Annotated in this window: 14 protein-coding genes and 2 pseudogenes; 5 read left to right on the top strand and 11 right to left on the bottom strand. The window is 37.2% G+C overall.

Going from position 1 to position 19,115, the window contains the following annotated elements; all coding sequences use genetic code 11:
- Positions 1 to 769 (bottom strand): pentapeptide repeat-containing protein (locus SAGCYANO_RS36965; protein WP_202224588.1); only part of this gene is annotated, 769 nt, incomplete at its 3' end.
- Between the two features lie 1,702 nt (positions 770 to 2,471).
- Here SAGCYANO_RS36965 and SAGCYANO_RS36960 point away from each other — a divergent pair.
- The gene (locus SAGCYANO_RS36960; protein WP_202224587.1) at positions 2,472 to 4,193 is read left to right on the top strand and encodes a diflavin flavoprotein; all 1,722 of its coding nucleotides are present in this window, start codon (positions 2,472 to 2,474) and stop codon (positions 4,191 to 4,193) included.
- Between the two features lie 273 nt (positions 4,194 to 4,466).
- On the opposite strand, the gene SAGCYANO_RS36955 is transcribed toward SAGCYANO_RS36960, so the two are convergent.
- The 3 genes and pseudogenes from SAGCYANO_RS36955 to SAGCYANO_RS36945 form a co-directional block, all read right to left on the bottom strand.
- Positions 4,467 to 4,904, bottom strand: coding sequence for a hypothetical protein (locus tag SAGCYANO_RS36955; protein ID WP_237397044.1), 438 nt, complete (start codon positions 4,902 to 4,904; stop codon positions 4,467 to 4,469).
- 1,394 nt (positions 4,905 to 6,298) lie between these two features.
- Positions 6,299 to 6,610 (bottom strand): hypothetical protein, encoded by a 312-nt coding sequence (locus tag SAGCYANO_RS36950; RefSeq protein ID WP_202224585.1) that lies wholly within the window; start codon positions 6,608 to 6,610, stop codon positions 6,299 to 6,301.
- A 150-nt stretch (positions 6,611 to 6,760) separates the two neighbouring features.
- A pseudogene (locus SAGCYANO_RS36945) lies at positions 6,761 to 7,934 on the bottom strand (RNA-guided endonuclease InsQ/TnpB family protein).
- Positions 7,935 to 8,703: 769 nt separating this feature from the next.
- On the opposite strand from SAGCYANO_RS36945, the gene SAGCYANO_RS36940 reads away from it, so the two are divergent.
- The 4 genes from SAGCYANO_RS36940 to SAGCYANO_RS46530 all read left to right on the top strand — a co-directional run bounded on the left by SAGCYANO_RS36940 (position 8,704) and on the right by SAGCYANO_RS46530 (position 11,408).
- Entirely contained in the window at positions 8,704 to 9,018 is a 315-nt protein-coding gene (locus SAGCYANO_RS36940; protein WP_202224584.1) for a hypothetical protein, read from the top strand.
- A 41-nt stretch (positions 9,019 to 9,059) separates the two neighbouring features.
- On the top strand, positions 9,060 to 9,674 hold the full coding sequence (locus SAGCYANO_RS36935) for a hypothetical protein (RefSeq protein WP_202224583.1): 615 nt from the start codon (positions 9,060 to 9,062) through the stop codon (positions 9,672 to 9,674).
- Positions 9,675 to 10,309: 635 nt separating this feature from the next.
- Complete coding sequence (locus SAGCYANO_RS46535; RefSeq protein WP_237397043.1) at positions 10,310 to 10,834, top strand: helix-turn-helix domain-containing protein; 525 nt, start codon at positions 10,310 to 10,312, stop codon at positions 10,832 to 10,834.
- A gap of 7 nt (positions 10,835 to 10,841) precedes the next feature.
- Positions 10,842 to 11,408, top strand: a complete 567-nt coding sequence (locus tag SAGCYANO_RS46530) for a transposase (RefSeq protein WP_237397045.1) — start codon at positions 10,842 to 10,844, stop codon at positions 11,406 to 11,408.
- A gap of 410 nt (positions 11,409 to 11,818) precedes the next feature.
- Here SAGCYANO_RS46530 and SAGCYANO_RS36925 read toward each other — a convergent pair whose 3' ends face one another.
- From SAGCYANO_RS36925 to SAGCYANO_RS36890, 7 genes and pseudogenes are all read right to left on the bottom strand, one after another.
- Entirely contained in the window at positions 11,819 to 12,127 is a 309-nt protein-coding gene (locus SAGCYANO_RS36925; RefSeq protein ID WP_202224582.1) for a hypothetical protein, read from the bottom strand.
- A gap of 340 nt (positions 12,128 to 12,467) precedes the next feature.
- Positions 12,468 to 13,928, bottom strand: a complete 1,461-nt coding sequence (locus SAGCYANO_RS36920) for a VWA domain-containing protein (protein ID WP_202224589.1) — start codon at positions 13,926 to 13,928, stop codon at positions 12,468 to 12,470.
- Positions 13,929 to 14,608: 680 nt separating this feature from the next.
- Positions 14,609 to 15,034 carry a hypothetical protein gene (locus tag SAGCYANO_RS36915; protein ID WP_202224581.1) on the bottom strand — a complete coding sequence of 142 codons (426 nt, stop codon included), beginning with the start codon at positions 15,032 to 15,034 and terminating at the stop codon, positions 14,609 to 14,611.
- A gap of 7 nt (positions 15,035 to 15,041) precedes the next feature.
- Positions 15,042 to 15,404 carry a 50S ribosomal protein L7/L12 gene (rplL, locus tag SAGCYANO_RS36910; protein WP_202224580.1) on the bottom strand — a complete coding sequence of 121 codons (363 nt, stop codon included), beginning with the start codon at positions 15,402 to 15,404 and terminating at the stop codon, positions 15,042 to 15,044.
- Between the two features lie 396 nt (positions 15,405 to 15,800).
- Positions 15,801 to 16,649: a bifunctional 2-polyprenyl-6-hydroxyphenol methylase/3-demethylubiquinol 3-O-methyltransferase UbiG gene (locus SAGCYANO_RS36905; RefSeq protein ID WP_202224579.1), complete on the bottom strand. Its 849-nt coding sequence runs from the start codon at positions 16,647 to 16,649 to the stop codon at positions 15,801 to 15,803.
- 537 nt (positions 16,650 to 17,186) lie between these two features.
- A pseudogene (locus tag SAGCYANO_RS36895) lies at positions 17,187 to 18,328 on the bottom strand (RNA-guided endonuclease InsQ/TnpB family protein).
- Positions 18,329 to 18,391: 63 nt separating this feature from the next.
- Positions 18,392 to 19,115: GNAT family N-acetyltransferase (locus SAGCYANO_RS36890; RefSeq protein ID WP_202224577.1), on the bottom strand; the 724-nt coding region annotated here is incomplete at its 5' end.

The raw sequence follows: 19,115 nt of genomic DNA, 5'->3' as shown, positions 1-19,115 counted from the left end.
CGATACCACCACGATCGACTACACACATCTCAAATTCAGCACCAGTTAGATTCGCCCACCTCAAACAAACTCCATTAAAAATACAGCGATATAGTTTGGCATTGCTTAAATTAACTTCACTCAAGTCGATGCCACTTAAATTAATTTCCCCAGCATAATCTTCTTCATCAATCTCGACTCCAGCAAAATCTCTTTCTCCTGACTCATAACCTCTGAGTAATTCTTGTGGTGTTATTAATGTTCTACTCTTGTATCTAGAAACTTTTTGATTAATACTTCCATCCGGCATTATAGTATTGTTAAAAATAGCCCCATCAAAAAATACTTCTTGTGCATCAACACCCGTCAGATTAGCATTAGTAAGATTTGCATCCTCAAAGCTGGTTTCTTTAAGAGTAGCTTTTCTGAGGTCGGCATTTGTGAGGTCAGCATCACGAAATTCCGCACCACTCAAATTAGCCCCTATTAACACGGCATTTTTCAAGCAAGAGTCATTCAAATTAGCACCACTAAGATTGGCTCCAGTCAGGTTAGCTCCCTCTAAAGATGAAGCATTTAAATCTACGTTTTTCAAGTTAGCACCACTAAGGTTAGCACCTGTCAAATCGATGGAACTCATATTTGAGAACTCTAAATCTGCCCCTTCTAAGTTAGCTCCGTTCAAGACCGTCGGTAACCAAGCTCCTTTAAGATTTGCCCCCGTCAGAGCGATTCCAGTAAAGTCTTCCCTACCTTCCCTGACAAGTTCTAGAAATTCTTGTGCGTCCATAAATTGTCTCTCAATATAGCCTTACACCATTAATTATATTGGCTTAAAACTAGAGAAACTATAATGAGCGTCCTAGTTTGCGTAGTTCAAAGGTTCGTTCAACTATGGAATATTGCGGATTAAACCCCTTTACCTGTATGAGTTTTAGCCTTTGTCTATCTTAGATATCAGTAGGGAATTGAGATCATTAATGCAGCTCAATAGTTTTCCCCGGTTTGGTAAATTTTTCTTGAAGTTTTCTTGTGCAATTAGGCTCACGGGGTGACAATGGCCTCAAAAGTATTGCTAACAATGGTTTAAAGGATTAAAGTAACTCTTGAAAATTACGCTCAATAGTGAAAATAATTATTATTATTAGTGGAGGTTGTACTTAAGCGATCGCTCAATTACAACCCCACATTAGGTTGATTTTTTCAACTCAATACCACTAACAACATTTATATCAGCCCACTAAAAATTATTTTTAGTTATTAGATAAACTGTGAATTCTTGAAAGTACAAATACTTAATCTAATAACATAGACATCGCTTTTAATCCTCTTTGATAATAGAGCTTTTTCTGAGGTGATAGATTCATCATACCTTGGACAATATCGACTAAATATTCCCAAGCTATGACCCACAATTCACCATAAATACCTACCCAAAAATTGCTATGCCTTCTATATCAGGACTTACGCAAAGACACTATATATAGCGGGACTTTAGTGAAAAAATAGTAAAAAAAGGGTATGATATATATCTGATATGTGTTTTACGTTAATTACTGGCCGGGGTAAAGTCTGATGAAAGAAACAACTTCAGTGGCCATGCCTCCTTGTTTCCATCGATGGTGCGTTCGCGCAAGCGTTGCGTAAGCAAATCGCTTTAACAACGTATTTAAGACACTCATCTCAAAAAATAGGGTCCCATGATTATCACGAAAAGCTAATAGCTAGTTAAATAGACAAAGAGACAGGACTTACGCAAAAAAGGAAATTATACACCATTTGCAGGTGCCCCTACTAGATGTGGTGGTTCTGCGTAAGTCCTGAGAGAATAACTAGAGCTAAAATGTATAGTTATTTTAGAATGTCAAAGTTGATTGTCACTGGCTACTACCTTGTAGGGACGTTCCGGTTTGTTGGATATTTGAATTTTACATTAGAAGTATGGAGATTGTTTATAGGTGTTATTAATAGACATCTGGTAAAAATCACAAATCAAATCAATTATCTCTCCCTATTCCCTCTTTTGGAGGAAATGGTCTAATATTGACAGCTATCAAATAATTGGTTTATTGAGCGCTTGATAGTGTTGACTGAGTGCTGCAATGTTTTACCGCAGCTAGTTTGATGGTATAAAGAAGAACGTAGAAAGTTAACCGCCTATATTCTACTGTTTAAGCTATTTCATAAGTTCTAATATTAATAGCGACTGTCATGATATAATCACAGATGCAGTAGACTTATTCGATCTCAACTTTGGCTAATCACTTTAACAAATGGTACTTAAACATTTTATGGTTGAAAAAATACCTAAAAGTCACTCTAGCTAGACAAGGGAATTACATCAATCCCTCAAAATAGCTAAAACCCTTGGTAAGTAAGAATTTATGCTTTTTTGACGTAAAAATGCTTGCCTGTCTATATTAGATCTTGTTTTATATTCAATCTTGTTTTCTGCTTATATTTTTTGTAAGTTCTACTAATCAACTAAAACTATGCTACAAACCACGAAAAAAAAAGACGTTCAAATTGTCATAATTGCTGAAGAAACAAAAGTGCTACGGTCTCGCACTTGGGATAGACTAAAATTTGAAGTCGAATATTCTCTACAAAAAGGCACTACTGCTAACTCCTATCTCATCCAAGGTGAAAAAACTGCCGTTATCGACCCACCGGGTGAATCATTTACTAAAAATTACTTAGACTCATTGCAACTACGCTTAGATTGGCATCGCCTTGACTATATAATTCTAGGACACTTTAATGCTAATCGTGGTGCTACCCTGAAAGCATTGTTAGCTGTAGCACCTCAAATAACTTTTGTCTGTTCAAACCCTGCAGCTTTAACTCTCAAAGACTATTTTCAAGAACAAGAATTGAAAATTAAAATAGTTAAAGGTGAAGATACTCTAGACTTGGGCAATGGTCATCAATTACAATTTATTACCACTCCTACCCCGAAATGGCCCGATGGTTTGATGACTTACGACCCAAAAACTCAAATTTTGTTTACTGATAAATTTTTCGGTGCTCATGTTTGTGGAGACCAAGTTGCTGATGAAGGATGGAGTATCTACAGCGAAGACCGACGTTTTTATTATGACTGTCTCCACGCTGCTCAAGCAAAACAAGTACTTTCTGCCCTAGATAAAATTTCTGAGTTGAGTGTAAAATTCTATGCTTCCGGTCATGGACCAATGGTACGTTATGGGATGACCGAGTTAACAAATTTTTATCGGAAGTGGAGTCAGGAACAAAATTCACGAGATTTGAATGTTGCCTTGCTTTATGCTTCAGCTTATGGTAATACTGCAACTATTGCTCAGGCGATCGCTAAGGGTTTAACTAAAGCAGGAGTAGCTGTAGAATCAATTAACTGTGAAGCTGCCACGTCTGATGAAATCAAGGACGCAATTACAAAATGTGATGGATTTATTATTGGTTCTCCCACTCTCGGGGGTCACGCACCAACTCAAATTCAAACAGCTTTGGGTATTGTACTTAATACAGCTTCTAAGAGTAAATTAACTGGGGTATTTGGTTCCTTTGGTTGGAGTGGTGAGGCCATTGATATTTTGGAAAGTAAGTTAAAAGATGCGGGTTATAAGTTTGGTTTTGAAACTATTCGGGTGAAGTTTAAGCCAGACGATCTGACGCTTCAAACTTGTAAGGAAGCAGCTATTGATTTTGCTCAGACTTTGATTAAGTCTAGGAAACTTCGCGCTCCCAAACCTTCGGCAAGTGCTTCGGGAAGTGACCGCACAGCTCAAGCTGTTGGGCGTGTTGTGGGGTCTTTGTGTGTGATGTCTGCCAGACGTGGAGATGTCACCAGTGCAATGTTAGCTTCTTGGGTTTCTCAGGCGACTTTTAACCCTCCTGGGGTGACTATTGCTGTGGCAAAAGACCGAGCGCTCGAATCTTTGACTCATACAGGCGATCGCTTTGTGTTGAATATATTGGCAGAGGGCAAACAATTGAGGAAGCATTTTCAGAAGTCTTTTGCACCGGGAGAAGATCGTTTTGTTGGGGTGGAAACCAAGGAAGCTGATAATGGTTGTCCAGTTTTGACAGGTGCTTTGGCTTATTTGGAATGTAAGGTGGCAAACCGGATGGAATGTGGCGACCATTGGTTGGTTTATGCAGTGGTGGAAAATGGTCAGGTCTTGAATGAGGGGGTAACAGCAGTTCATTTCCGCAAGTCAGGTAGTTATTATTAATGTAAAGTTATTGAAGAACTTGTTCTTGGAATATTGTAGGGACCTTCAATAGAAAGTCCCTACATAAGTAGATGATTGTCAGAAAGAGACATTATTATTGTTGATAGTAAAGCAAAATTGTTTTTCGATAACTGCAATAGTGCGATCGGTAGTAAATAATGTTGTGGCTAATATTCAAATAAGCTACTGATACCTTATTTAGATTTATTGGTTTCCATCGTATTCCCATATACTCCAAGTTTTCAAGATACAAGATGCCTAATTTCTTGTTTCTTAATGCTCAGATGGGGGTTTATGCTCATTTTCTAGAGCATTTTCGCTCGCTCTAAGGTTCTTCGCCATTATATTATGTAAACTTAACCAAGTTTGATATAATCCCGCATCAAAATTGCTTTCACTTTTGAGCGTATCATTGCCATTGTCTCCTTCGATCGAGTATTTACCAGTAGATTGTGGGTCAGTGCTTCCAAATATAGCCCATATTTGTCTAGACTCAGAATCTATGTCTGATGATTCTAGGCTATCATAGGGCAAATCCTCTTCAGAACACATTTTGATTGTATCATTTTTTTCGCCACCAACCAAAGTATCTTTACTACCTAACCTATCCTTGGACTTTGATGTTTTGTTTGGTTCTCTATTGTGCTCATCTGTACCTGTTTTTGCCATTTTTTTTCTCCTAATTTTTACATTTGTTAGATGTACAGTCACTTTTGCTGTACTTATAGAATATTATTACCCTAAATTTCCAGCAAAATAAATACAGTTTTATTCAGGAAAAAAGTTCAGGTTTATTCAGGTAAAAGTTCAGTTTTATTCAGTTTTATTCAGGTTTGACGATGGGAGCAAGTATAATTACTTAGAAATCCTGAAAAAGTAGCACCTCAAGAGTCGATCGCTTATTGATGATTTATACCATTTGGAGGGAAAATTTTACAATATAGTACTATAGCAATTTTTTGATGTAAACTAGCTATTAGCTATTAGTTAGCCTCCTGCGGAGGAACTATCATTAGGGTTTGCTGAAAAAGTCTTTTTTAAGGAGTAGGGGACCCACCCCTAACCCCGACCGTGGAGGGGAAAAAGGGAGTAGGGGAGTAGGGGAGTAGGGGAGAATTTTTTTGCCCAACTATGCGCTAAAAATGCTAACTTTTTGAGCATGAAGAGCTGAAAACCATGTACTTTTTCAATACCTAAAAAGGCTAAAACCTTTATCTGGCAATTATTTAAGATTTAATCACCAAACCCTAATTAGCGATAATAAAAATGTGTTCCCCGATCAATTTCCCCCTATTCCCAGATCCGGTGTTCCCAGATACCTTGTTTTATATTTTTCTTGGTAGTCCTGCATAATATATGGTGAGGATATAAATTTTTTAATTTCTCCCACACTCCCGGTGCTCCCCATCTCCCCACACTTCCTTTACCGAATAATTAAGGTAAAAATCCTCTCCTTTAAAGGAAAAACAAGCGGTCGTAGCGCCGCAGCTTCCGGTAGGGTGGGATGGCGATCTTCGGAGCGGCTCTGATAAGAGCGGGTCTCGGAGCCATATCCATGAGACCAAGAGAGAAAAAATTTTCATTATTAGTTAATCCTCTTCTTTTCAAGGAGAGGTAATTATTAATTATTAATTATTAATTGTTGAACATTACTATGCACCACCACCTTTTTCTGGCATTGCATAATTGCGGGATGATTTTGTCACTCCTAGCAGAAACCATAATCCCCGTGTCCGGTGTGTCCGGTGTGTCCCCGTGGAGCACCGAAATCATCCCAGTATTCAGCAACGCCCCTTTTTCTTTATGGGTTTAATATCAAATCCGTTTTATTGAACATAAAAAAATTCTCCAATCATCATAACTACGCTCATCTTTGTAATTCTCTCTGCTCCTGACTCCTGACTCCTGACTTCCCCTCCCCTCCCAGGAGGGGTTAGGGGTGGGTTGACTCCTCCTGGCTTAACCATTCTATGGCTGTTTAACCGGATTTGATATAACACCCCACCGTCACCTGAGGTGCCAATGGGGTTGCTGGAGCTAAAATCCTAATTTATCAAATTCTCAGTCCTACTGACTACTTTTTTAAATTGTTTTAACTAAAAAACTTAGGCTTGATTTGAACCTACTTCCAGTAATTTTTCCAATCTTGCCGTTGACCAGTATTCAGTGGGATAGGCGATCGCAAAAATAGACGAAAGTCGAACCAACCATGTCACCTGCTTAAAAGTATCATCTTCGTCATCAAATTCATCCGGTGGAACTAAGACCATAATTTCTACAAAATCTTTAGTTACAGTAACGGGGAGACCATAATAAGTTTCCTCAGCTTCAATGCGGACTTTACTACCATTTTCTAATGCTTCTGTTAATCTTTGATAAAGAAGATTAGATTTTTTTGACTTTTGTTTTTTGGCCACAATTAATTATTCTCCCTAAGTCTGATGTTGCAGTTTAGCGCTTTTAACAGCATCCATATACAACTTCGCTATTAACTCGTTAGCAGTCGTCGCATTTTGCAACTTAGTGAACTACCGAACGCTTAAATCTTTGATTAAAGCGTCGGCTTCCTACCCAGAAACTAGCGTAGTAGTAGATTTCTTACGTCCTCTACTGCTACGTCTTACAGTTTGACGATAAGCTTGATCCCGTGTCCCATAGGAAATAATTCGTAGTCCCTCGTCTCTGAGAGAAATAGCTGCGTTAATATCTCTGTCGTGTGTAGTATTACATGATTTACAAGTCCATCGTCTGAGTTCGAGGGGTAAGCTACCCACTTGATTTAAGCAAACATGACAAGTCTTAGAACTAGGAAAGAACCTATCAACTTCAACATAGGTTTTACCATTTTCTTCTGCTTTATATTTCAGCATAGTCATAAATATTCCCCATCCTACTTGCCCTATTGCTTTAGCTAGACAATGGTTTTTCATCATACCTTTAACGTTTAGATTTTCTGTTACTATGACTTGGTTTTCGTCAACTATTCTACGGGATAGTTTGTGTAGAAAATCCTCACGACAGTTAGTTATTTTGCGGTGGACTCTAGCAACTTTCTTTCTAGCTTTATTACGGTTATTAGACCCTTTTTCTTTTCTAGATAGTTGCTGTTGTTTTCGTTTTAAATTCTTTTCATGTTTAGTCAAAAATCTGGGATTATCATATTTTAAACCTGATGACGTTGTACAGAAGTGAGTTAACCCAACGTCAACCCCTACAGCTTTTCCTTCTGTTGATGATAATGGTTTCTCTTTACCATCTTCAAATAAAATTGAAGCAAAATATCGATCGCAACAGTTTTTACTGATGGTTACAGTCTTAATTTTCCCCTCAATGGGACGATGAATAACAGCTTTTATTTCTCCTATTTTTGGGATTATTAAGTAATCAGATAAAACCCTAACATTTTGAGGGTATTGAATTGACTGCTTTCCATGTTTTGATTTAAACCTAGGATATGCGAGTTCTACGTTCAAAGAAGTTATTGAAAGCTACACCGAGATTTAAACACACTTGTTGTAAGCAAGACGAATAAGCCAAGGATAACCATTCATACTCTTTTTTAAGTTGAGGTATTAGCTTCTTAATTTCATACCCTGACAATCCTTTTCCTGTTTCTTTATATGTTTGGTTCATCAAATTCAGGCAGTAATTCCACAGCCAGCGACAATTGCCAAAAGATTGACTTAAGGCTTCTTGTTGTTGGCTATTGGGGTAAAGTCTTACTTTGACTACTTTAAGCATTTAGACTGAATTTGATTTGCTGTAAAGCAGTATATCATAAAAACACTGGCATTCAGGAGAGCACCAAAACAAGTTTATGGTGTCGGGATGAATGCCAGATTCAGCTAAAGTTAATTGTATATGGTTGAATTTTAACTTGACTAAGCAAGTTTTTAACTTCTTTGTCGCTTAACCACATCCCAGTTGTTAGGAAATCCCTACATAGTTGTTGATAACGAGATGTGGGTTTTTGGAAATGTTTAGTCCAAAAGTGACTAATGACATGAAAAATCTGTCCTTTTACCAAACAGAAACCGATGGACTTTATTTGGATTTAGCACTTCTATAACTGTAATTTCCTCATAACAACTATTGGGGATTTGGCTTTCAATATTACAACAATATTTGACCACAAACTATCTGCAAAAGTTTCTACAGAGAATGATATAATAAAGTTTTGATTATTGAGTCTAAAGTAGTAGTGTCTTAGGAAATGCATGCTGTACTTTTCAAACATCCTCTTAATACCATTTATTAAAAGTATCGTTAGGACTTACGCACCTGCAATGTATTTTTGTCATTGCGACTGACAGGGAAGCAATCTCAAATCTTAGTTTTTCGTACCTCATTTGTAAGTCCTGACCGTTACAAAATTTGCTCTTAGTTTGTTACAATCTTAGTCTAAATCATCACACTCAAGTCATTTTTATTAGATTTTACTGACTATATAATGAATGATATAAAATCAATATACTGACAATATTGGGACTATTTAAACTCAAAAAGGCATATGAATTTAAAAAATAGCTTGAGCGAGGATGAACTTAATAGCTTAATAGAACGGCTCTCTAAAAGAAAAGACGAGCTTGAAGGCAGAATTACTATTCATTCTGTCAAAGAGAGTCTGAAAAAATTAGGATTATTGCATTTATTTTCGGAAAATGACATAAAGGAGGTTCGTAAACAAGTGAGTAGAGAATTCGCTAGAAAGCAATGGAAAAGTCAATTGACTCTGGCCCTAAGACTAATAATTGTAATTGCCCCTCTATCCGCTTTTGGGGGTTATAAACTGAGAGAATATCTTGTTAGTAATTTCCCCAATTAATCGGTGTTACTAAAGGTGTAAAACCATCAGAACTAGAAGAGTTGGAGAAACAAGTAGAATCTGGAAATAAGAGGTTCGAGGAAAAGGTAAAAGAGTTAGAAAATACTAAAGTTCAATTAGAAGTTGAATTGGAAAATTATAAGCAGACAAATAATCTACTAGAAAATGAAAATGAGAGGTTAAAGAAAGAGCTAGAAGAACTAAAAAATAATCCAAGTCCAGGAAACATTGTTCAGAGTCCACCTCCATCTGCTGGAGATTCTTTACAAAGAACCTATGAAATTAACGGTTTTTTGTTTGAACTTCAGAGCTGCAAAAGAGCTAACGTGAATGCAGATAGTCAAAGTATTCATTGTACTCTATTAATCACAAGCACAGAAAAAAATGCCAATTTGACTTTGTATACTCAAGCGAATAATGGCAAAAGTAGAATAGTTGAAGCAGGTGAAATATATCCGGCAACAAGAGCTCAATTAGGAACATCCAGCGATCGCTACGACGCTAGAGAGAACTTGATCGAAGATGTGCCCATAAAAGCCTACATTACCTTTGATAGAGTTTCACTAGAAGTTAACAAAATACAAGTCATGGAAATTTTCTTGCAGTCGGGTAATATTATTCGTCTTGAGTTTCGTGATGTTCCTCTGTCTGAATAGTAATCAGCTACAATTTGAGTTGAGATTATGCTCACAATTCATATAGTTAGGACTTACGCAGTACAAGGTATTTCCGTCATTGCGACCGACAGGAAAGCAATCTTAAATCCTAGTTTTTCCAACCTCATGCGTAAGTCCCGATCGTTACAAAATTTGCTCCTAGTTTGTTACAATCTTAGTCTAAATCATCACGCTCAAGTAATTTTTATTCGATTTTACTAAGTAGTCGTGTAAAAATAACTTGAACAGTTTTTTAATGGAAGCTATATTTCACAATTTATCCCAGATAAAATTTGTACAACTTATTCTTACATGGCTCCTAATTATATAATGAATGATCTAAAATCAATATAGTTACAATCTTGGGACTATTTAAACTCAAAAAGGCACATGAATTTAAAAAACAGTTTGAGCGAGGATGAACTTAATAGCTTAATAGAACGGCTCTCTAAAAGAAGAGATGAGCTTGAAGGGAGAATTACTATTGACTCGGTCAAAGAGAGTCTGAAAGAATTAGGGTTATCAGCAGTCTTAAAATAATTAGACAAAATTAAACACTATTAGACATTTACTGTGATATACTAAATTTATGTTCAACTTATTAAGTATATATGAAACAGCAGAACTGCCCTTGAGTGCCAACAAAAACAATAATGATGAAATCCTTTAAAACTAAGCTAAAACTTAACAATAAACAAAAGACATTACTTGCCAAGCACGCTGGTGTAGCACGTCATGCTTATAATTGGGGATTAGCAACTTGTATTTCTGAATACGAGGCAACTAAAAAACGTCCTAGTGCTATTACTTTGCATAAACGTTTGGTAGCTGAAGTAAAAAGTGAAAATCCCTGGTATTATGAAGTATCAAAGTGTGCCCCTCAGCAAGCCTTAAGAGATTTAGAAAGGGCATTTAAAAACTTTTTAACTATTAAAGGACGTGGATTTCCTAAGTTCAAGAAAAAAGGTAAAAAGGATAGTTTCTATTTAGAAGGAAGCATTAAAATCCTGAGAGGAAACTATATCAAACTCCCTAGAATAGGAATAGTAAAAACTTATGAAATTTTACCGAATTGCAGAGTAAAAAATGTGAGAATAGCCTCTTTCAGAGGAGCTTTCCTATCGGAATGCTGCGCAAACGCTAACAAAACGTGCAGATAGTTGGTACATCAGTTTCAAGTACGACTTTGAAGCATACCCAACAGAAAAAGTAGGAGAAACTATTGGTGTAGACATAGGCATAAATACATTAGCAACCTGTTCTGATGGCAGTAAATTTGCTAATGTCAAAGCCTACAGACAAGCAAAAAAACAATTAGTTCGTCATCAACGTGCAGTCAGCAAAAAAGTTATTGGTTTCCTGCGGAATGCTACGCAAACCAAAAACCGACGCAAAGCAGTAAAAAAACTAGCAAAGGTTCACAAGAAAGTAGCCGATATCAGAGCAGACGCACTACATAAACTCACTTCATGGTTAGCTAAAAACCACAGCACCATAGTAATTGAGGACTTGAACGTAAGTGGAATGCTTAAAAATCATAAACTGGCAAGTGCCATAGCAGACTGTGGTTTTTATGAATTTAAACGTCAGCTTACATACAAATGTGAATGGTACGGCAGTAAATTAGTCATAGCGGATAGATTTTACCCAAGTTCTCAAATATGTTCAAACTGTGGTCATCAACAGAAAATGCCGTTACACTTGAGAACTTATGTTAGCGGAGCTTTGCGTTAGCAAATGTAGCGAATGCGGTTTTGAAGCTGATAGAGATTTGTTTGCGGAGCATGACCTAGGAAACGCTGCTATCAACTTGAAAAACTATGTGTATCAGTAGCTTGAGTTCCAAGCGAATTTAAGCCTGCTCTCGAAGATAAGTTACAGACTGCGGTCAGTGGTCTTCAGAGAAACAGGAAGCTAGCTCCAAAGCTCATGCAATTCCGGCATGGGTAAGTTTGGGTAAGTTTAGTAGAACGGTGAGACAATATTGGCGCTAAGTTAGACAAAGAATAGTAGTCACCTTTGAAAGTAAAAGTTTTCACTGGTGCTTGCTTCTGCTTCAGTTGACTTTCCACATAATTTAGAAGTCTAACTACCCAAACGCACGATAACTACTGACTTTCCCCTTATTAAGAATTAACTATTAATTATTCGGTAACACCTATTTCCAATAGTCTTTCTAATCTTGCACTTGACCAATATTCTGTAGGATATGCGATCGCAAAAATAGAGGCAAGTCGAATCAACCATGTCACCTGTTTAAAAGTATCATCTTCTTCATCAAATTCATCTGGTGGCACTAATACCATAATTTCCACAAAATTTTCCGTTACACTAACAGGAAGACCATAATAAGTTTCTTCTGCTTCAATGCGGACTTTAGTACCATTTTCTAATGCTTCTGTTAATCTTTGATAAAGAAGATTAGGCTTTTTTGACTTGTATCTTCTAGTCACAATTATTCTCCATAACTATTCTGCATATCTTTCATAGTTTTTCCAAGCTCTAAAGGGGAGTAAGGAAGTAAGGAAGTGGGGGATGTATTAATTGATAATGGATAATTGATAATTACCTCTGGTTAAAACCGTATATAGGCAAGGGCGAATGCCATTCGCCCCTACAAATGGTGCTTTACAGCGCTTTTCACTCAAGTAGACCACAAAGTCAGCCATTTATTGTGGAATTCCCTAGTTTCACCTACCACCTACTACCTAACTTTTCAACTGTGGTTCACCCATATGAAAAGCGCTGTAAAGGTCAATTTGCGTAAGTCCTGTTACTTTTAACTTTTGACTTTTAACTTTTGACTTTCCTTTGACTTTCCTTATCATCACGAACTGGCAGTGAGGTCTCCATAATTTCCATCAACAACTCCAGTCGTGATTTCCGAGACAACATTGGCACCAAGTTAGGCAACGAATAGTAGTCACCTTTAAAAGTAAAAGTTTCCACTGGTGCTTGCTTCTGCTTCAGTTGACTTTCCACATAATTAGAAGCATAGTTACCCAAACGCACGATAACCACATTTGGCATTACCGCCAAGTCGCGACAATAAGCAGTATAAGCTTCAGCAAAGTAGGGTGCAGTATTTTCCCCTTCATCTGTCACCAGAATAAACTGTTCGACAACTTGCTTTTTGCGCCGCATTGCTTCTACAGCACAACCACAACTTGTACCCCCACCTGCGCGGATATGTTGGAAACCACGTTCCCAGTCACTCAATTCTGTACCTTGAGCATTCACAGGATAAGGGATGGTATCGAAAGCGTAGACAAATAATTCAGCTTCAGTAATACCAGAAACCAAAGCAGCTAAACGCTTACCCACTTCGATCGCCTTTTCCATAGAACCAGACTTATCCACAAGTAAAGCAGTTGGCAAAGAAATTTTACCGCGCTTTTTCACTTGTTCATTAGTCACCTGCTCCAGTTTCGCAACAGTTTCCGCATCTACCTGAGCAGCATCAGCAGCAACCTTAGCTTTATAAGCAGACACGCGATCGCTCTTTTGGGCCTCAGTCAGTTTCTCATCAACTAACGCTTTTACCTCTGGGTGTTCCATCGCACCACGAGCAGTCAGAGACTTCAGGTTATTGATAATTTCCTGGGGAGACATGGAGTTTATAAGTGCTACTAACACAGTAGGTGTCAACTGTTTCACTGCTCCCACCGCCACAGTATAGGGAATTTTATGTTCCACTATTAATGCTGCTTGCTCTGCTGGAGTTTCTATTTTTGCCAACTGTTTCAGCATGAAAGCTAAACTATCCTCTGGAGGTCTTTCCTTAAACAAGATAGCATCAGCACGAGAGTTAGGTTTAATGTGCAAAGTAGCATATAGGTGCTTCATTGCTTTGCGGTTACGGAGAGCTGCACGGTCAAAAAAATCTGGCTTTTGTTCGCGCTTCCGTAGATAACGTGTAACAGCAGTGCGTGCGGAACGTGGCATTTTATTTCGTTGCTGTTTCATAAAGTCTACAATGCGTGACACCTGGTAAGGTGGGAAATTTTGTAGCATGATGAAACCAGCATCTCGGTGTTCTGTGAGGTTACTTGTTAGCAAGTTTCCGAGGAATACTTCTTGATGGTCGCGCACATCACCGTTGTTTTGATACCATACTGCTAAATGACCGTAAAAAATTGGGTCTAGCTCAACAATTAATTGATGAATTTCTGCTACTTTTTCTAATTGACGGTGTGGTGTAGTGAGCAGACTATTGAGCATTTCTAAACGTAAGTCGCGTTCATCGTTATTCATCTTAGTTTTAGACATTTTTTCTACCTCCTTATTTCTCAATTTCTCAAAAAATTAGGACTTACCCATGAACCCTATTGGTAGTAGACTGTTTCATCTAAAATGGTGCAATAGATGTAGGTTGGGTTGAGGGACCGTTAGCGCTAGCTTATCCGTTAGGATAAACCCAACAACAATCTTTCTCCCCTACTCCCTTACTCCCCTACTCCCCTACTCCCTAATGCACTATTTTTTGTGAAACAATCCAGTAGGGTGTGTTAGCGATAGCGTAACGCACAAAACCCTATATTTATTGTCAGTGTATAAGTCCTGAAAATCTAAATTAAAGAGGCAGTTATCATCGGCAGTTTATAGATATCAATAATCAGCTTTCAGGTTGAATAAAATATTATTACCTGTAAAGTTTCAGTACTTAGTAACTATGCTAATTTTTGATAATTAAATATACCGCGCAAGTTGAGATTATTTTGCTAAACTATCAGCATTTGTATGTAAACTATCTCAGTTAGGACGCGACGATCACTGCATATTTTATAGCTTTAAGCTTAGTTTGAAAGATTTTACAACAATTTTAAATCTGGTTATAACTATTTTTTAATTGTATAGTCAATACTTTAAGTCTATCATTTTTGGCTTTTGTACGGGCGAATGCCATTCGCCCCTACTGATTTCTGACTTCTGACTTATAAATCTGGTTCTACCCAATTTTTTCGAGCTGACTCAGACATCAGAAATTCTCTACTGTAATATTCAAAAGGTAAAGCTGAATTTTCGTAAAAGTTGACTAAATTATTAGCATTTTCTGCAAAAGATTTATTCGCTGAATTTGTAGCCAAATATTTCTGAATCATTTTCACCCAAAACAGCGTAATTGTTTCATGATAACCACTATTTTTAGTATTTTTAGTACCTACTGCAACATTATATTTTTTGATGCGATCGCGAATATTATTTATTGCCTCTAACTCGGAATAGTTAGTCAAATACCACAGAGCCACAATCAAATGTGCAGCATGAGTCCAATTCTTTTTTGACAAGGTACAATTCTTAAATTCACTAACAATATTTTCTAACTCATTACTGGTGAAATCAAAAGTTTTATTGCACATACAAAAATTATTTCAAAGAAACTGTTGCTCCTAATTCCTCTAATTTTTGCTTAATCTGTTCGGCCTCCTGAATATTGACATTAGATTTAATAATTTGGGGTAAATTATGCAAAGAATCTCTTATTTCCCGTATACCCCATTGAGTCAATACCCGTACCTGCTTCATTACAGCAATTAAACTATTAGGAGGAAATTCCACTAACACAACATCAAAAATAGTTTTTGGTTCTGGAGTATTTGTATTATCACCATCGACAATTTCAATAGGTTTTACCACAGTAATTTTATTGGCACTTACTCCAAAATAATCTTCTATTTGTTTCACCAGTTCTGTAGCTTCCAACATTGTGATATATTTGAGTTTTTCCAATATTTAATCAGTTTTTATAGACATGATGCTTTCTCCATATAATAAAAATTTTATCTACTAAATTTTTATCGACTAAACTGCTTAAATAGACATTTTATTTACTCATTTTTTACCGAATAATTAAGAGTTAAAGCCTCTCATTTAAAGGATAAAAAGAAAAAAATCACGTTCGGCGTCAATCCTATCCTTGAAAATAAGAGGTAATTGTTATACCAATTTGAAAAAGAATACTACAAAAAGGTAGACCTTGCTCGCATATGCTTAAAAATAGCTAGTCCAGTTCATTTTAGATAGTTATTTATATTATTTATCCCTTCTTCCTTCTTTCCTCTTCCTTCTTTCTTACTTCTACCATTTGTAACAAACATTTATCAAATTGGTATTAATTATTAATTATTAATTATTAATTATTAATTGTTTACCAATAGCCATAATATGAGCGCTCATTCCTAATAAAGAAGGTTCTGCTTCTACCCAACGAATAGCTTCTAGCATTCTTTCACGACGACTGGGGTCATTCCAATTTTCCTCAAAATTTTGAAGTAACCAACCCGCTCCTTCAACAGCTAACATTTTTTCACAATATAAACCTGCTTCTTCCACTTCTGTTTTCAGTTCTTCAGGATGATGAAAAAATGTTGTAGTAAAGTAAGCAGGGTGGTTATTAGGGTTGCGATGCTGACCTTCAGCTAAATCTCGTCGAACAATTTCCACGAACTCCGGATCGTTGAAATTTCCCTTAAATAATCCACTAAAAGTTGAAGCAAAGCGGGAAATACCAATAGCAAACAAAAGACCACCAGTTTTTAAGATTCGAGCAGCTTCACGCAAAGCAGTTAAGCGATCGCTACGTTCAGTTAAGTGATACAGGGGACCAAACAGGAGAACAACATCAACGCTCTTATCTGGTTGCTCTAATTGACGAGCATCTCCAACCTCCATGCTTGCAAGAGGATAATTAGGTTGGAGTTGGGAATAGTTCTGAGCTTGCTGTATATGTAGAGGAACTGCATCTATAAGATGAACTTCATACCGTTGTTGAGCAAGCCAAAAAGCATAGACACCTGAACCACCACCGACATCGAAAATAACAGCAGGAGGAGCGGGTAAAAAACGACTGAGAAGTTCTTGAGTTCGAGCCAATTCAAGCTTTCCTTCATCTTTCGATAAGCGTTGCTCTTCTTCACCTCTATTGTAGTAACTTAAGGCTTCATTTGAAAGCTTTAACCTAGATTTATCTGACATTGTTTTTTATCGAATATTAACGACAAATAAAATTTGTTTTTATTAATAAATAATGCTCTTAATATTTTTTATTTTTAAATTATAATTAACGCTTTTATGCCGTTCTTAAATCATCTCGCACAAGTCAAAAAAGCTATTTTTCATACACAGTAATTTACCCCGCATTTTCTTGAATCCAAATCAAGGGCTGTTTGGTTAGTATGTAAGCTTTTTCTGTTAGGGTGCGAGATGAAAATCATATTTTTAGTGATTTTTATAAATTATCGAATTCAGATTTTTTACTCTTTTTTAGAACGATCCCCTAAATCCCCCTTTTTAAGGGGGACTTCCGGTTTCCCCCCTTATCAAGGGGGTTGAGAGGATCTCCAGAGGATAAATTTTTTTTAAAGAATATAAAAACCAGAAATATTCATAACTTAAAGTTCTTTGCCATAAATAATTTTAGTATGAACTTTACGGAAACCCACAGACTCATAAAGTCTATTTGCTACTTCATAAAACTGATACAAAACGTCACATAACGTGACGAATTGATGTTTACTTCCTGCTTCCACCGGAACTGTCGGCAGCACTCCGTCCACAGGCATCAACGGTCAAGCCGACCGCATTTCTTAAATTAATTGAGGCATTCAAGTCTCGGTCAATGGATAGACCACATTCTGGGCAGTCATAAGTTCTGATGTTCAAAGGCATATCCTGTACATGACCACAACTAGAGCAAGTCGAGCGAAGATGGAAAAAATCTGTCTGCTACTACTAATTCACAGCCGTACCATTGACACTTGTATTCAAGCTGTCTTCTCAACTCGTAAAATCACTATCTGCTAACTGATTTAGCTAGTTTATGGTTGGCTAACATTCCAGATACATTTAGGTCTTCTATCACAACAATGCCGTGGTTCTTGGCTAGATATGTTGTCAGTTTATGAAGTGCATCTTTGCGGATGTTAGCTACTCGTCTATGCAGCCTAGCTGTCTTCAGTTGTGCTGCCCTCCAGTGAGCAGAACCAACTCTTTTTTTACGATTTAGGTATTGCAGTCGAGATAACTTAGCTTCAAACCTCTGATACGATTTTACGCTTTCAAATACTTTCCCATCACTTAAAGTTGCTAAGGTTTTTACTCCTAAATCTACACCTACGACATTAGTTGTTTTGGGTGTGGGAGTAAGAGTAAATTCAAAAGCTAAACTTAAGTACCAATCACCAGCTTGTCTGCTAATAGTTATTTTTTGAGTTGTAGCTTCAATTGGTTCATAAGTTTTGACCCAACCAACAAAAGGTAATTTATGATTCCATCCATTTAATTCTATGGGTTTTCCACTGGTTTTCTATTGTGTTTGCGTAGCATTCCGTAGGAAAAGAATCAGACTTACCTTTCTTCTTAAACCGTGGGCGTTTACCCAATCCTTGAAAAAACCTCTTAAATGCTTCACCCAAGTTAATAAAAGCATATTGATAAACTTTAGATGACAAGTTTTTCATCCAAGGATAAAGTGGTTTAGTATGGTTAGTAAACACTTCTCTGAGTTTACGAGCATTAGGCTTATAACCGTCCTGATAAGCAGCATTCCACAGACTCAAGCCCCAGTTGTAGCACCACCGTGAATAGCCAGCGTGTTGAGCCATCAGAGTTTTCTGTTTATTATTAAGTTTCAGCTTTGTTCTAATGGATTTCATTTATGGGTAAGTGCAGCTTGTCTAAAAGTATGCTTCAATACGCATTATATCGTTATTCTCTGATTAAGTCAATGCTCCCGACAGGTTTTCAGCATCAACACCAAGTCGTACCTTATCCATACCAACAGCTTGTAAACGCTCCATTCCAGAAAGTAACATAGCTTTTCCTAACCCACGCTCCCTAAAACCACGGCGAGTTCCCAGATCAGCTATCCGTCCCTCTCTAGTTCCTTTGCGCTGGTTATCTTCTGGGTGAATAAAACAAACACAAAAAGCTGCAAATGTACCATCAGCAGTCAGCGCAACTAAATCCAAATCTTGCCTGTAGTCAGGGTAACTCATTTTATGTTCTAACTTCTCAACTGTCAACTTATGGAAATTCCAGTGGTCGATAAATGTTTCGTTATACATTTCTACCCATGCTTCTAAAAAGTGTCGCTGCTCCTGCTTACCAGAAAACTGCGCAGAGAAGTGAGACTGCAATGTAAAACCTATAGGAAACTCTGGTTTTGGTAAAGGTTCGGCAAGCGATCGCTCCATATTCAAAAAGTGACGCTTTGGAGTAAAACCGCAACTTTCTAATAATGCGATGCGTTCGGTTTTGTCGTCACGAGTAGCCGATCGCAACTTTACAGATACACCCCGATTTCTAGCGACTTCCTCCATTCGTGCTTCACTCCACCTAATTATTTCTTGCTCTATACCTTCACCTCTGACCGTGGGATGAACTCTGAAAGAGAAATAACCATCAACCACTTCCTGTATTGAGAGCTTCCCAAAACCAATG

The sequence above is a fragment of the Okeania sp. KiyG1 genome (genome assembly GCF_014132355.1).
In the GTDB taxonomy this organism is placed as follows: Bacteria; Cyanobacteriota; Cyanobacteriia; order Cyanobacteriales; family Microcoleaceae; genus Okeania.
This window is presented reverse-complemented; position numbering and strand designations above follow the sequence as displayed.

Bases quoted from the DNA above. Each gene is read 5' to 3' on its own strand.
- SAGCYANO_RS36960 (WP_202224587.1), top strand. From the start codon at position 2,472: ATGCTACAAACCACGAAAAAAAAAGACGTTCAAATTGTCATAATTGCT.
- SAGCYANO_RS36940 (WP_202224584.1), top strand. From the start codon at position 8,704: ATGAATTTAAAAAATAGCTTGAGCGAGGATGAACTTAATAGCTTAATA.
- SAGCYANO_RS36920 (WP_202224589.1), bottom strand. From the start codon at position 13,928: ATGAATAACGATGAACGCGACTTACGTTTAGAAATGCTCAATAGTCTG.
- SAGCYANO_RS36915 (WP_202224581.1), bottom strand. From the start codon at position 15,034: ATGTGCAATAAAACTTTTGATTTCACCAGTAATGAGTTAGAAAATATT.
- SAGCYANO_RS36905 (WP_202224579.1), bottom strand. From the start codon at position 16,649: ATGTCAGATAAATCTAGGTTAAAGCTTTCAAATGAAGCCTTAAGTTAC.